13 protein-coding genes are annotated in these 14387 nt (G+C 72.3%); 9 read left to right on the top strand and 4 right to left on the bottom strand.

The features are described from left to right. Positions 1–7 precede the first annotated feature (7 nt). The 3 genes from ACWEPL_RS03765 (at position 8) to ACWEPL_RS03755 (ending at position 2341) form a co-directional block, all read left to right on the top strand. Positions 8–1006, top strand: a complete 999-nt coding sequence (locus ACWEPL_RS03765; RefSeq protein WP_363970386.1) for a D-ribose ABC transporter substrate-binding protein — start codon at positions 8–10, stop codon at positions 1004–1006. A gap of 73 nt (positions 1007–1079) precedes the next feature. Beyond that, positions 1080–2054: a sugar-binding transcriptional regulator gene (locus ACWEPL_RS03760; protein WP_350726117.1), complete on the top strand. Its 975-nt coding sequence runs from the start codon at positions 1080–1082 to the stop codon at positions 2052–2054. 32 nt (positions 2055–2086) lie between these two features. Continuing rightward, a complete protein-coding gene (locus ACWEPL_RS03755) occupies positions 2087–2341 on the top strand; it encodes a cell division protein CrgA (RefSeq protein ID WP_452435073.1) in 255 nt (84 codons plus the stop codon). On the opposite strand, the gene ACWEPL_RS03750 is transcribed toward ACWEPL_RS03755, so the two are convergent. Further along, positions 2338–5061 (bottom strand): helix-turn-helix transcriptional regulator, encoded by a 2724-nt coding sequence (locus tag ACWEPL_RS03750; RefSeq protein WP_452435071.1) that lies wholly within the window; start codon positions 5059–5061, stop codon positions 2338–2340. The genes ACWEPL_RS03755 and ACWEPL_RS03750 overlap by 4 nt on opposite strands. 121 nt (positions 5062–5182) lie before the next feature. Here ACWEPL_RS03750 and ACWEPL_RS03745 point away from each other — a divergent pair, with 121 nt between their 5' ends. Next, on the top strand, positions 5183–5650 hold the full coding sequence (locus ACWEPL_RS03745; protein ID WP_452435070.1) for an SAM-dependent methyltransferase: 468 nt from the start codon (positions 5183–5185) through the stop codon (positions 5648–5650). Between the two features lie 20 nt (positions 5651–5670). Next, the gene (locus ACWEPL_RS03740) at positions 5671–6837 is read left to right on the top strand and encodes an FAD-dependent oxidoreductase (protein WP_452435069.1); all 1167 of its coding nucleotides are present in this window, start codon (positions 5671–5673) and stop codon (positions 6835–6837) included. Positions 6838–6845: 8 nt separating this feature from the next. Here ACWEPL_RS03740 and ACWEPL_RS03735 read toward each other — a convergent pair whose 3' ends face one another. From ACWEPL_RS03735 to ACWEPL_RS03725, 3 genes are read right to left on the bottom strand one after another with little or no spacing between them, the layout of a single operon-like run. Continuing rightward, positions 6846–7259, bottom strand: coding sequence for a DoxX family protein (locus ACWEPL_RS03735; protein ID WP_452435067.1), 414 nt, complete (start codon positions 7257–7259; stop codon positions 6846–6848). 55 nt (positions 7260–7314) lie between these two features. Beyond that, a complete protein-coding gene (locus ACWEPL_RS03730; protein ID WP_452435065.1) occupies positions 7315–8172 on the bottom strand; it encodes a hypothetical protein in 858 nt (285 codons plus the stop codon). Between the two features lie 23 nt (positions 8173–8195). Beyond that, on the bottom strand, positions 8196–8717 hold the full coding sequence (locus ACWEPL_RS03725; RefSeq protein ID WP_452435063.1) for a SigE family RNA polymerase sigma factor: 522 nt from the start codon (positions 8715–8717) through the stop codon (positions 8196–8198). 192 nt (positions 8718–8909) lie between these two features. Here ACWEPL_RS03725 and ACWEPL_RS03720 point away from each other — a divergent pair, with 192 nt between their 5' ends. Genes ACWEPL_RS03720 through ACWEPL_RS03705 form a run of 4 tightly spaced genes read left to right on the top strand, consistent with a single transcriptional unit; the run spans position 8910 to position 14355 of the window. Next, positions 8910–9332 (top strand): hypothetical protein, encoded by a 423-nt coding sequence (locus ACWEPL_RS03720; RefSeq protein ID WP_363970373.1) that lies wholly within the window; start codon positions 8910–8912, stop codon positions 9330–9332. Positions 9333–9353: 21 nt separating this feature from the next. Next, positions 9354–11033 (top strand): outer membrane protein assembly factor BamB family protein, encoded by a 1680-nt coding sequence (locus tag ACWEPL_RS03715; RefSeq protein WP_452435060.1) that lies wholly within the window; start codon positions 9354–9356, stop codon positions 11031–11033. After that, the gene (locus ACWEPL_RS03710) at positions 11030–11905 is read left to right on the top strand and encodes a hypothetical protein (RefSeq protein ID WP_452435058.1); all 876 of its coding nucleotides are present in this window, start codon (positions 11030–11032) and stop codon (positions 11903–11905) included. The genes ACWEPL_RS03715 and ACWEPL_RS03710 overlap by 4 nt, the downstream gene beginning before the upstream one ends. Then, positions 11881–14355, top strand: coding sequence for an outer membrane protein assembly factor BamB family protein (locus ACWEPL_RS03705; protein WP_452435056.1), 2475 nt, complete (start codon positions 11881–11883; stop codon positions 14353–14355). The genes ACWEPL_RS03710 and ACWEPL_RS03705 overlap by 25 nt, the downstream gene beginning before the upstream one ends. The last annotated feature ends 32 nt before the right edge of the window (positions 14356–14387 follow it).

The following is a 14387-nucleotide window of genomic DNA, read 5'->3' as shown; positions in this document are numbered from 1 at the left end:
AGACACCATGCCCCCCACCCGCATCGTCACGTTGGCACTCTCCGTCCTGCTCGGTTGCACCACGCTCGCCGCCTGCGGCAGCGGTGGCGGCGACCAGCCCGCGAGCACCGCGAAGGCGGGCAGCAGCAGCGCCGCGGCCGCCGGCGGCCTGATCGCGATCATCACCCCGTCGCACGACAACCCGTTCTTCAAGGCCGAGGCCGAGGCGGCCAAGGCGCAGGCCGAGAAGCTCGGCTACCAGACGTCCGTGGCCTCCCACGACGACGACCCCAACAAGCAGAGCGAGCTGATCGACGCCGCCATCTCCCGCCAGGCCAAGGCGATCATCCTGGACAACGCGGGCGCCGACGCCTCCATCGGGCCGGTCCGCAAGGCCGCGCAGGGCGGCATCCCGGTCTTCCTGATCGACCGGGAGATCAACGCCACCGGCGTCGCCAAGGCCCAGATCGTCTCCAACAACTCCCAGGGCGCCCAGCTGGTCGCGCAGTCGTTCGTGGAGGCCATGAAGAGCAAGGGCAACTACGTCGAGCTGGTCGGCAAGGAGTCCGACACCAACGCCAGCGTCCGCTCCAAGGGCTTCGCCGACGTGATCTCCCAGTACCCGGACATGAAGCCGGTGGCCAAGGAGAGCGCCAACTGGGACCAGCAGGAGGCGTTCACCAAGATGGAGACCATCATCCAGAAGAGCCGCGACATCCAGGGCGTCATCGCCGGCAACGACACCATGGCCCTGGGCGCGGTCGCGGCGCTGAAGGCCGCGGGACTGCTGAAGAAGGTCGTGGTCGTCGGCTTCGACGGCAGTCCCGACGCCATCGCCGCCATCAAGGCGGGCGAGATGCACGCCACCGGGCTGCAGCCCGCCGCGCTCGGCGCCACCAGCGCCGTGGACCAGGCCGACCAGTTCATCAAGACCGGCAAGACGGGCAAGGACGAGAAGCAGTCCATCGACTGCGAGCTCGTCACTGCCGACAACGCCGACGAGTTCGGGGTGTTCGCCAGGAAGTGACCCCCGCCGGCGTCTCCGCCACGGTGGTTCGGACAATAGGCTTCATTCAGGAGTGAATAGAAAGGAGTACGCGGTGGTCCAGAACGCGGAACGTAGGCGCGACACGACCAAGGATCACCTGCGCCTCCTGGCCCGGGTCGCGCGCATGTACCACGAGCAGAACATGCGCCAGCCCGAGATCGCCGCCACGCTCAACATCTCCCAGCCCCGCGTGTCCCGCCTGCTCAAGGAGGCGGTCACGCGGGGCATGGTCCGCACGGTGGTCACGCTCCCCGAAGGGGTGCACACCGAGCTGGAGGAGGAGCTGCAGCGGCGCTACGGGCTGCGCGACGCCGTGGTCGTGGACGTCGAGGACTACCAGGACGACGTGATCCCGCCGCTGGCCTCGGCGGCCGCGGCCTACCTCGGCGTCACCTTCACCGGCGGCGACGTGATCGGCATCTCGTCCTGGAGCGAGACCCTGCTGGCCACGGTCGAACGCCTGCCGCAGAAGAACTCCCAGGTCGCCGACCGCGTCATCCAGCTGGTCGGCGGGGTCGGCAGCCCCGAGGCGCAGGTGCACGCCACCCGGCTGGTCGCCCGCCTGGCCAACCTCACCTACGCCCGGCCGATCTTCGTGCCCCTGCCCGGCGTGGTCGCGACCACCGCGATCCGCGACGCGCTGCTGGAGGACCCCAGCGTGAAGGACGTACAGGCGCAGTGGCACGACCTGACCGTCGTGCTGGTCGGCATCGGCAGCCTGGAGCCCTCGCCCCTGCTGCTCAGCAGCGGCAACGCGGTCAGCCAGGCCGACCAGGAGGAGCTGCGCGGGCTCGGCGCCGTCGGCGACGTCTGCCTGCACTTCTTCGACACCACGGGCAAACCCGTCGACTCGGGCTTCGACCAGCGCGTCATCGGCATCGACGCGCCGACCTTCCGCGCCGTCGAGCGCCGGGTCGGGGTCGCGGGCGGCATGCGCAAGCTCTCCGCGATCAAGGCCGCGATCGAGGGCGGCTGGGTCAACGTCCTCATCACCGACCTGACGATCGCCCGCCTGCTCTGCTCCTGATCGCGTTACGCTGGATCCACCGAACAGGGGTGATGCCGGTGTCCGATCTTCAAGCTCGTGTAGCGCCGACCAATCGCTTGGCCCGCCGCCTGGCCGCGGCAATGGGCGTGTCCTGGTTCGTCGGCGTCGCGTGGATCGTCCTGTACTACGTGGACCCCACTCTCCCGGTCCTGTCGGACCTGGGTAACTGGAACCTGCTGGCCGGGTTCGGCCTCTTCATGCTGGGCGCGGCGTTCGCCCTGGCCCTGCTGGTGACGGTGATCGTACGGTCGGGGCGCTGGCCCTAGGCGGGACGGCCCAGGTCGAGGCCCGCCAGGTCGGCACGCGAGGAGATCCCCAGCTTCGGGTACGCCTTGTACAGGTGGAATCCCACCGTCCGCGGGCTGAGGAAGAGCTGGGCGCCGATCTGCCGGTTGGTGGCGCCCGTCGCGGCGAGCCGGACGACCTGCAGCTCCTGAGGGGTCAGCGCGTCGAGCGGTTTCGCCGCCACACCGAGCTCCGGCAGGTCGGCGCGGGCGCCGGTCGCGGCCAGCTCCGTACGGGCCCGTTCGGCCCAGGGGGCGGCGCCCAGCGCGGCGAAGCGGCCCATCGCCGAGCGCAGCTGCGCCCCGGCGTCGGAGCGCCGGCGGGCCCGCCGCAGCCATTCGCCGTACAGCAGCTCCGTCCTGGCGTGCTCGAACACCCGCCCGCCCCGGGCGTGCCACTCGAGCGCCGCGCCGTAGTGGGCCTCGGCCTCGCCGCGCGGGGCGAGGAGAGCGCGGCAGCGATGCGCGACGGCGGCGGCGCCCGGCCGTCCGCTGGCCGCCGCCCAGGCGTCGAACCGGGCGAACGCCTCGGCCGCCCGGCCCGGGTCGCCCAGCCGGGCGCAGGCCTCGACGTGGTCGGCCATGGCGAAGGTGACGATCACGGTGTGACCGAGCGGGCCGTCGAGGATCCGCGCCATCCGCTCGGCCGCCGCGTCGTACCGGGCTCGTACCAGGTCGAGCAGGATCAGCGCGCAACCGCCCCATCCCGATCCGTGGCGTTCCCGCGCGGCGCCGTCGGCTTGGCCGGCGAGCCGTACGCACGTGTCGTCCTCGCCCTCGACGGCGGCGAGCCACGCCAGGATGCCGTGCAGATGCCGCAGCCGCCCCGCCTGCCCGGTGTCGTGGGCGATCCGCCAGGCCTCGGCGCCCGACTCCGCCGCCTCCGCGTGCCTTCCCCGCAGGAGCTGCGCCTGGGTGAGGAGCTGCAGGGCATGCGGCAGCGCGCCGATCAGGCCCTGCTCCCTGCAGGCGGCCACGCGGGCCGCGGCCAGCTCGCAGGCCGCCTCGTCGTCACCGGTCATCAACGCGCCGAACACCGCGTACGTGCCGGCGACCGGGTCCGTGGCGGCGCGCGGCGAGATGGCGGCGCGCATGAGCGGCAGCCCCGCGGCGGGGTCGCCGGCGGCCACCCGCTCCATGCCGCGTACCGTTCCGGCCACGGGGTCGTCGCCGGGCACGACGGATTCCAGCAGCTCCGCGGCCCGCCCGAGCGCGGCGTGGTCACCGGCGAACCAGGCCTCGGCGGCGGCGGTCGCGAGCAGGGACGCGGCGTCGGCCGGCGCGGTGCGGGCGATGCCGGCGGCCGCGTCGATCAGCGCCGCCGGCGACGGGCTGCCGTGCTCGGAGTCGACCGCGGCCCGCACGGCGACCAGCCGGGCCAGCACCACGGGGTCCCCGGTCAGCCGCCGGCCCCGGTCGGCCGCGGCGCCGGCGCGGGCCAGCTGCCCGGCGCCCATCGCCGACTCGGCGGCGGCGGCCAGCCGGCGGGCCCGCCGGCCCTGATCGACGGTCAGCTGCGCCGCCCGCTCGTACGCGGTCGCGGCCGACGCGTGGCTGCCCCGTTGCCGGGCCCGCTCCCCGGCCGCCGCCAGCACGTCCGAGATCTCCTCGTCGGGACCGACGGTGGCGGCGGACAGGTGCCAGGCCCTGCGGTCGGCGTGCTCGTCGCCGTCGAGGGCGTCCGCCAGCGCGCGATGGGCGGCCACCCGCCGGGCGAGCGGCGCCTCGTGGTACGCGGCGGTCTTGACCAGGGGATGGCGGAAGCGCAGCCGGCCGTCGGAGATCTGCACCAGGTGGTGGCGCTCGCCCGGCTCCAGGTCGGGCAGCCCGGCCCCGAATCCCTCCGCGGCCCGCAGGACGAGCTCCAGGCTGCCCGAACCCTCGGCCGCGGCGACTAGGAGCAGCAGCTGCGTGGCTTCGGGGAGCCGCCGGATGGCGGCACGCAACGACTGTTCGAGCCGTCCGGGCAGGGGGAGCCTGGGCGCCTGCAGGGGCAGCGGAGCCAGCCGCCCCGCCCGCTGCTCGGGGACGAGGGCCGCGGCGAACTCCAGAAGCGCGAGCGGGTTGCCCTCGGCCTCCTCGATCACCCGGTCCCGCGCCTCGGGCACCAGATCGGCGGCCGACCCGGCGAGCAACCGCTCGCAGTCCGCCCGGCCGAGACCGGCGAGCCGCAGCTCCGGGACGCCCTGCACGGGCGGCTGCGCACCGTCGTCGCGGGCGGCCAGGATCATGGTGATCCGCTCGGCTCCCAGCCTGCGCGCCGCGAACACCAGCGCGTCCGCCGACGCGCGGTCCAGCCACTGCACGTCGTCGATCAGGCACAGCAGGGGACGTTCCTCGGCGAGCTCGGCGAGCAGGGTCAGCACCGCGAGCCCGACGAGGAAGCGGTCCTGGGCCCCGCCCTGGCTCTCGCCGAACGCGCCGAGCAGGGCCGCCCGCTGCGCCTCCGGGAGCCCCGCGACGAGGTGCCGGGCCGGCCGCAGCAGCAGGTGGAGGGCGGCGAAGGGCAGCTCGGCCTCGGCCTCCACGCCGGTGATCCGCAGCACCAGCACGTCGTCGCCCGCCGCCCGCGCGGCCTCCGCCAGCAGCGCCGACTTGCCGATCCCGGCCTCTCCGTACACGACGACGGCATTGCCCCGGCCGGTCCCGGACTCGGCGATCAGCCCGCTGAGTAGGGCGATCTCGGCGTTTCGCCCGATCATGATGCCCCGACCTTACCTAAGCGGCCTCCGCCGCCCGCGAGCAACCCGGTCATCGTGACTTATTCACCCGCGAGCCCCGGCCCGTACGGTCGTGAGCGGAAACCCGACATTGGAGGAAGCCGTGGAGCACGCCGTCACCCTGCAACCGGTGGGCACCGTCGTGGGCGGGCGCACCGAGGCGTTCGACGACGACTGGAACACCGAGGAAGCGGTGATCCGCCTCGACGGGACGCGCTTCCAGCCGGACTCCCTCGCGGGGCTGGACGCGTTCTCGCACCTGGAGGTGGTGTTCCTCTTCCACCTGGTGGACCCGGAGTCCGTGCACACCGCGGCCCGCCGCCCGAGGGGCAATCCGGACTGGCCGCCGGTGGGCATCTTCGCGCAGCGGGCCAAGAACCGGCCGAACAGGCTGGGGGTCTCCCGCTGCCGCCTGCTCGCCGTGGACGGCCTCGACGTGCGCGTACGCGGTCTGGACGCCATCGACGGCAGCCCGGTCCTCGATCTCAAGCCCTACATGGCGGAGTTCGGGCCGCAGGGCGAGACCGTACAGCCGGCCTGGGCGACCGAACTGATGCGCAACTACTACTGAAGACAAGGGGATTTCGCGGTATGAACGCACAACTTCCGGCCGGCACGGACGTCCTGATCGTCGGCGCGGGCCCGGCCGGCCTGGCCCTGGCCACCTCGCTGGCCCGGCAGGGCGTGGACGCCGTCCTGGTGGACAAGGCGGCGAGCGGCGCGAACACCTCGCGGGCCGCGGTCGTGCACGCCCGCACCCTGGAGGTGCTGCGCGCGATCGACGTCAGCGACGAGCTGGTGTCGAGGGGGGTCACCGTGCCCCGCTTCACCGTACGCGACCGCGACCGGGTCCTGCTGACCGTGGCCTTCGACAAGCTGCCGACCGACTTCCCGTACACGCTGCTGGTGCCCCAGGACATCACCGAGCAGGTGCTGCTGGACCGGCTCCGGGCCGCGGGCGGCACCGTCCACCGCCCGTACGCGGTCACGGCCGTCGAGCAGAGCGCCACCGGGGTCACCGCCACGACGTCCGACGGCCGCCAGATCCGCGCCTCGTACGCCGTCGGCGCCGACGGCATGCACAGCACGGTGCGTGAGCAGGCCGGGATCGCGTTCACGGGCGACACCTACGCCCAGTCGTTCGTGCTGGCCGACGTCCGCCTCGACTGGGCGGGTCCCAGCGACGAGGTCGCCCTGTACTTCGCCCCCGAAGGGGTGACCGTCGTCGCGCCGCTGCCGGGCGGCCGCCACCGGATCGTCGCGACGGTCGAGGAGGCTCCGGAGCGTCCCGGCGTCGCCGACATCCAGTCGCTCCTCGACACCCGCGGGCCGCGTACCCAGCCGGCCACGGTCACGGACCTCGTCTGGAGCTCGCGGTTCCGTGTCCACCACCGCCTGGCCGAGCGCTACCGGGCGGGCCGGATCTTCCTGGCCGGCGACGCGGCCCACGTCCACAGCCCGGCCGGCGGCCAGGGCATGAACACCGGCATCCAGGACGCCCTCTCCCTTGCCGGGAAGCTCACCGCCGTGCTGCGCGACGGCGCTCCCGAGACGATCCTGGACACGTACGGGACCGAGCGCCGTCCCGTCGCCGAGGACGTGGTCGCCTTCACCCACCGGATGACGAGGATCGCGACGGTCGGCAACGGCCCGCTGCGCTCCCTGCGCAACACGGCCCTGCGCGCGCTGGACTGGGTCCCCGCGGTCCACCACGCGATGGCGATGAACCTGTCCGAGCTGGCGACGGCAGACTCGTAGCCGCCGCTTCACCTCAGGAGGTCCAGCGCCAGCGTGGCCGCCGCCAGCCCGAGAAACCCGATCGCCAGGAAGAACATCGGCGAGAAGTCGCTGACGCGCAGGTGGGTGTAGAGGGCGCAGACGAAGTAGAGGATGAGCCCGGCCGCGGCGGCCGTGCCGATCAGCGGCACGCCGAGGAGGCCGAGCGCCAGCCCGAGCGCGCCCGCGACCTTGAGGACGCCGATCGGGAAGACCAGCCAGGACTCGGGCACTCCCGCCGTCTTCAGGGCGGGGCCGAGAGTCCGCATGATCGGTTCGAGCCGGGTGATGGCGGCGAAGCCCGAGAACGTGTTGGCGGCGATGGTCACGAGGGCGGTGACGACATAGGCGGTGGTCAAGAGAGCTCCCTGGAAGGCGGTGTTCGCCTCCTGAGAGCTCTCCATGCCGGCGAATGTGACATCGCCCGCGGCGACGTGTCCGGGCCTCGCGCGTGGCCGGTCAGGACGTCTTGGTGGTGGGCTCCCCGACCTTGTCACCGGAGTCCTGCCGCGCCCTGTCGGTCGGCTTCCCGGTCGGCTTGCCGAGCTTGTCGGCGGGCGGCTGCCGTACCTGGTCGGTGGGCGGAGCGGTGACCGAGACGGGGGTGCCGAAGTCGCTGAAGTCCATGACGTTCCGGTTGCCGGAATCGCCGAAGGCGACTTCCAGGTGCCGGATCCGGCCCTGGTCGTCCACGTCCACGGTGCCCGTGGCCGCCTCCGCCGTGCCCGCCTTCACGTCGGCACCGCCCCCGGCCTCCAGCGAGAACGCGAACCGCTGCCCGGCCCAGCCCTGCCCGGAGGCTGTGCCGGCCTCGCGGACGTCAGTGGCCGTACGGAGCCGCTCCAGGGCCGCATGAGGGTCGATGGGAGCGAGCTTGACCAGGGCGATGACCGGCGGCGCGCCCGCCAGGTCGGCGTCGGCGCGCGGCGAGACCAGCCACGTCGCGGCGCCGCTCTCCCGGACGTACATCAGGTCGCCGACGAACCGGGTTTCGGCCCCGTCCTGCCTCGTGATGACGCCCATCCGCCGGACGGGGTCGATGGCGCCGTCGAACACCTTGGCATCGGACGTGACATGGATGCGGTAGCTCTCCTGGCTGGTGTTCTCGACCGCGGCGATCACCTGGGCCTGCGCCGACGACTGGGTCGCGGGCAGCACCACCGCGACCGCGGCCACCGCGGCGGCGACGGCCAGCGCGGCGATCGGGACCAGGACCCTGGCCAGCCGGCGCCTCGGCATCGCCGGCATGAGGTCGATGCCCGCCGGCCGGTCCTCGGTCGCTTTGATGAGCAGCGTGCGGAGTTCGTGCTCGTTCATGGACGGCTCCTCGTGTCGGTGTCTCACCGGATCCCACTCCCTTCGTCCTCGGTTCGGTTGACCAGCGTGTCGGGAGAGATCAGCCGCCGCATCGCCTGCAGGCCGCGATGCGTGTGGGTCTTGACCGTCCCCGGTGAGCAGCCCATCAGCTCGGCGACCTCGGCTTCCGGCAGGTCGGCGAAGAACCGCAGCACCAGGGCCGTCCGCTGCCTGGCAGGCAGTCGCGCCAGCGCCTGCCGTACGTCCTCGGCCACGGCCCGGGTGTCCCCCACGTCACCGGGACCGGGCAACTCGGGCAACTCGGCGCGCGGGATCTCGCGCCGCCACCGGGCACGCCACCAGGACCGGTACGTGTTGACCAGGATCCGGCGCAGGTAGGCGTCGGGGTCGCTGCTGGTGTCCAGCCGATGCCACACGCGATACAGCTTGCCCAGGCAGGACTGGACCAGATCCTCAGCCGTGTGCCAGTCGCCGGTGAGCAGGACCGCCGTTTTCAGATGATGATCTCCCCGGTGCCGCACGAAACTCACGAATTCCGCATCCACCCGCGCTCCTCTCGTCGGTCGTGCCACCTCCTGACACTCCCTGAGGCTCACGTCCGGTTGACGGGAGAGCACCGGAAATATCCCCGCCCGCCCGCGAGCCATGCTCACGTCGTCATCCATGGCCCGGCGATCACGAATGATGTAACCCTTTCCTTATCGGAGTTGATGAAATGAGAAAGCGAGGAGGGGCGCGTGGACATCGTTGCGATCGCCGGCCAGGTCATGCCCTATATAACGGCGGCCATCGGCGCTTACGGGGCCGCGGTGCTGACCAAAACGCAGGACCTGGCCGCCGACGAGTCGGTGAATCTCGGGCGCCGGCTGCTGCAGCGTTTCGTCAAGCGGGAGGAGAGTCGCGACCGCATCGAATCCGCCGTACAGGACGTGGTGGAGACGCCCGAGGACGAGGACCTCGTCGCCGCGCTGCGCGGCCAGCTGAAAAGGGCCATGGCCGCCGATCCCGAGCTGGTCAGAGACGTCACGGAGCTGCTGCGGACGGCCCCCGCCGGCGCGATCGTCGCCAACGACGGCAGCCAGATAGTCTCCGGCAGCTCGATATCCGGTGACAACATCCAGATAGGGCAGGCGCGGGATATCGACATCCGCCGGCGCTGAAGCGTTTACCAGGCATATCTCGTGATCACGGGATGGCGGATTCGCGAGTCGTGGGTGTGGCACGCCCTGCTGTGCCTCCTCTGCCTCGCGATTCTCGCCCCACCGGCCCCGCGTTTTCCCGTGGAGCAGCCGGGACCGGCCATTCCTGCCGGGATTCGTTCCCTGTTATGGCAGGCCCATTTCCGCGACGACTGGCCCGGCGCGCTCTTCCTGGACGACGTCCTGATCCTGACGCACGGCGAGCAGATCCAAGCCAGGAACGCCGCGACGGGTCAGAGCCTGTGGTCCTTCAGCACGTCGGACATCGACGGCTACACGCCGCTGGACGAACGGCTCGATGTCACCGGTGACTACGTCATCGCGGTGGCCCAGCGCGACGACGAGAACGACGACGAGGTCCCTCAGGGCGACAGCCTGCTCGCCTTCAACGGGCGCACCGGGGCGGTCCTCTGGAACCTCACGTCCGGGTTCTACGGCTCCGACCTGCCTGATCCCTACTTCACGTACCTCGGTACAGGCGGGCAACGGGTGCTGATCCACATTCCCTCCGTCGACGTGGTGCGGGCTCTCGACGCCGCGGACGGGCAGCCGCGGTGGGAGTCCGCCGTCTCCCCCGGATGCCACCTCGCCTCGGGAAGCGCGGACGAGTCGGTGGCCGCGTTCTTGATGAACTGCGCCGGACATGCCCGCCTGCGCGCGCTGGAGGTCTCCACCGGGCGTCTCCTCTGGGAACGGGAGGTCTTCCCCTCGGGGACTCCCCTGATCTCGGTCTTCGGCCGGGCGATCGGAGTGGAGAGCGACAACGCCTTCACCGTCTACGACGCCGACGGGCGGTTGCTCTACGAGCACCTCGCAGGGGAGACGTGCTCGTGCTCGTGGGTCGCCACGGCCGAGGGCCTGCTGGTCGTGCGGCAGGACGACGTCAGCAAGTCCGTGGTGGCGGACGCGGTGGACCGCCGTGCGCGCCGCGTCACGCCCATCCACGGTGAGGCGGGAGAGTTCGAGACGGTCGTGGCGGTCGACGGGCGGATCTACGGGACGAGGCGGCTCGCCGCACTCCAAAGGTCCGTCATCGTGGCGGTGGATCCGGCGACGGGGAAGCAGACACCTGTTGCCACGATCCCGATCTACGAGGAAGTGATCGGCATCAGCCGGTACGCGTTGCTCGTCGCCCCCGAGACGGACAAGGACATGAAGCCGGTGCTGGCATACAAGACGGTCCCGCCGCCGGTGACCGACCCCGGCCTCACGGCGAGAGGCGGCGTCGAGCGCCGGAGATGGCCGGACGCCTGCTCACTCGTCCCAGCCTCGGCGCTGGCGGCCGAGTTCCCCAAGGCCCGCTACCGGCCCCTCCCCCGGCCGGGCCCGCCCGAACTCGGCCTGAACACACCCACCGGCTGTGACCTGGTCCCCGACGACGCGAAGCACCCCGTGCTCACGCTCAGCGTCCTGTGGGTGAGCGCGACGGCGGGCGAGGCGGAGACGACGCTCGAAGCCATCGTCGTCAGGTTCGGCGAGGATGACTTCAGCGGGATTTCCAGCCCCGAGCCCGGGGTGCGGTTGTACGTCAACAGCTCGATGACCGACGCGGCGGTCGTACGAGTGGGCGGCGCACTGGTCCGCATGGACGGCGCGGGGGACCGCGACGTCACGATGCGGCTCGCCCGCGCGGTGGCCGGTAGCCTCCGGGTGGCAGCATGACCCGCCTGCCCGGCACGGAGCCGGATCAGCCGGCCGCCGCGGCCCCGGTGCTGCGCGATGCGGTGGTCGGCGGGGACAACATCCAGATCACGTCCGCACGGGACGTGACGATCAACTCACGGGGCACCCCCAGGCTCCCCCGGCTGATCGCCGCCGGGGTCGTGCTGGTGCTCTGCGGCGTGGTGGCCGGCATGTGGCCCACTCTGGTGGACGCGGCCCGGGATCTGACCGGCGCACCGGCGCTGGCCGGCACGGTCACGTCGAGGCTCTACGTGACGGAGTCCGTGGCGACGCGCGACCGGCTGCCGCCCGTCGATCATGCCCTGCTGATGCGAGGCCCGAGCTTCAAGCAGCTGGTCGAGATGCTGTCACGCAATCACGCGGCGCGCGTGGGGAAGATGAACGTGGTCATCGTCCTCCAAGGGCAGCGCAGCGAGCCGATCAGGATCATCGACGTCCGGCCCCGGGTCCTCCGGTCCGGTCCCGTTCCGACGGGCACCTGCCTCACCATTCCCGCCCAGGGGGAGGGAACCGAGTACAAGATCGATGTGAACCTCGACCTCCAGGCGCCTGAAGGCGGAGGCTCGCGGTACCTGCCCAAGAGCATCGACCTGGCCGATGGCGAGCGCGTCACGGTCGACTTCACCGTGCGGGCCGAGCACCGCTGGTACGAGTGGGACATCGAGGTGGTCTACGTCTACAAGGCCGACGGGCAGCCCACCAGCGCGTTCTTCGGCGAGGCCGACGGGCAGCCGTTCAGGGTCACGGGAGAGGCCAAGAAGTACGCCGTCGTTTACGGCGATCCCACTCTCGGCGCGGGCTATCGGGCCTGGAAGAGGAACCGGCCGTGCCACGAGCAACGAGCAGACTAGCCCTCCTGGCCGCCCTCCTCCTGGGCCTGGTCCCGGTGCCGGCGAGCGCGCCGGCCGGCGCCCTGCCGAGCGCGCGGCTCGTCCCCCTCTGGCACGCCGACGTGCCCATCACGCGCGACGGCTACGAGCACGCCCTGACCTCCCGCGACCTCCTCGTACGCACCGCGCGGGGCGTGCTCGCGTTCGGGGTGGACGACGGGCGCCCGAGGTGGAAGCACCAGCTCACCACGGCGTCCGCCACGGGCTGGGACCTCGCCTCGGACGTCGTCGTGATCGACTACTACCGGCCGGCCGAGCGGGCGAGCGGCAGGCACGAGCTGGTCGCGGTGTCGAGCACCACCGGCAAGGAGCTCTGGCGCAGGCAGCGGACGTCCCTCCCGCCGGGCTGGCGGAGATCGTCGGCTCCCCGGGCTGGCTCGCCGGTGTTCGCCGTCAAGGATCTGGAAACCGGCGCGATCAGGGGGATCTCGACCGGAGCGGGCCGCGACATGTGGAGTTTCCGCATGCCCGCCGGGTGCGACGTCTCCGGCTCGGCGGCCCGCGCCGCCGACGTGGTGCTGTTCCTCGCCTGCGGCCGGTCGCCGCGCGTGCTCCTGCTGGACGCCGCCACGGGTACGACGCTCCGCTCTATCCCGCTCCCCGCGGGGACCTCCCCGGACTTCCAGGTGGCCGAGGGGATGATCGCGGTCTCCGGCGACCGCGCGATGACCCTGTTCGACGACCGCGGGCGGGCCGTGCTCCATCACGGCGAATGCTGGCCGCGATGCGCCGTGGTCCGAGGGCCCGGCCTCGTGCTGACGACCTATCACAGCGGCGAGGACGACGTCCTGGCGGCGACGTCCTGGCCGGACGGCGCGCCCCTGTGGCAGGTGAGGCCCGCCCCGGTGTACGCGAAGCTGGTCGAGGGCGGCATCGCAGCCCGGGCAGGGCTCGGCGGTTTCCCGGTCGTCGATGCGATCGATCCCGGGACCGGCGCGGCGACCTCGTACACCCTGCCCGTCCCGGCCGAGGTGCTGGCGTCGGCCGGTCAGCGGCTCTACGTCGGGAGCGTCATTCCGGCGGCGGGACAGACGCGCCGCGTGCGCTTCTCGGCCCTGCGGCGCCTCCCGCCGGCCAGAGGCCCCTCGCTGCTCGGGGGCGTGGACCCGGGCCGCTGGCCGGACGCCTGCGCGCTCCTGCCGGGAGGGACGTTCTCCCCCGGCCCACCCCAGACCACCCTGTACGGGTACACGCTGCCCAGATCCGTCTCCTGCCGCTACGCCGAGCCGGGCGGCGGCTCCTTCAGCGTCCGCGTGCTCTGGATCGCCGGCGACGCGGACGAGGCCGCGGACATGGTCGAGACGCTGGGAGACGTCTACGCGTATCGGCCCGCCGCCGGGATCGGGGATCAGGCCGTGGCGGACTCCTCCCCGCCGGCCAGGATCTACTTCCGGACCGGCCCGGCGGTGGTGGCCGTGGCGTCGGGCGACCTCTCCGTCCGGCGCCGGTTGACGGCACTCGCCGGCTCGATCGCCGACCGGACACGCGACGCGGGCCCCGGCGTCCAGGCGCGGACCACGCTTCCCGTCGCGCCTTCGCGGCGGCTCGGCCTGTCCCGCCTGCCGGGGACGAAGGTGACGGTGGCCCAAGATGTCACGGCCCCACCCGTGGTCACCGCGTACCTGCTGGACGGGCACCCCTACGTCCGCGCGAAGGGGACCTTCACCCGGCTGGGCACGAAGGTGCACGCGCTCTCGCCGAGCGGCGCCTGGGGAGCCCGGACGACGGAGAACTACCCCGCGCGCGGCCGGGACCCGGTGACGCTCCTGGACACCGGGACGCGGTCGGTCCGGCGGATCCCCACGGTCAAGGCTCCTATGGGCGTGGCCTCGCCCGTCTGGTCGCCGGACGGCCGGCTGCTGCTGCTGACCGCCACCGACCGGGGCGTGATCACCGGGTTCGTGATCATCGACCTGGCCACGATGCGACCCCGGTTCGTCCGCGTCACCCACGGAGAGCGTTACTCGGGCGCGTTCCGCTGGGGAGGCGACGCCAGGACCGTCGCCGTGCAGTCCGGCCCCGAAAGCGATTACGAGACCGCGGACGACGATCTCGACGTCACGTTCTTCGACCTCGGCGGCACCGTCGAACGGCGCCTCCAGAACGTCGGGAAGCTGATCGACGGACAGAAGTGGGCGTCCCCCTCCGGCCTGCTCTTCGCCACCCACTGCCCCGGACGCACGAGCCAGACCTGCCTCTGGCGGACCGCCGACGGCGCCCGGGCCGCCCGGATCCCCTTCGAGCCGGACGCCTTCGTCTCCTGGTACGGCGACGAGCGGTTCCTCGGCTGGCACGCGCTCACCTCGCAGGAACAGGCCCTCGCGGTCACCGACTTCTTCGGCCAGCCCCTCACCCACCTCGCCAGGGCCTACGGACACGACGGACTGCGGCTCGTCGCCGGGGCGGCGTAGCGCTTCCACGGCATCTGTGCCACAGTTATAGA

The sequence above is a fragment of the Nonomuraea sp. NPDC004186 genome (assembly GCF_053603495.1).
This window is presented reverse-complemented; position numbering and strand designations above follow the sequence as displayed.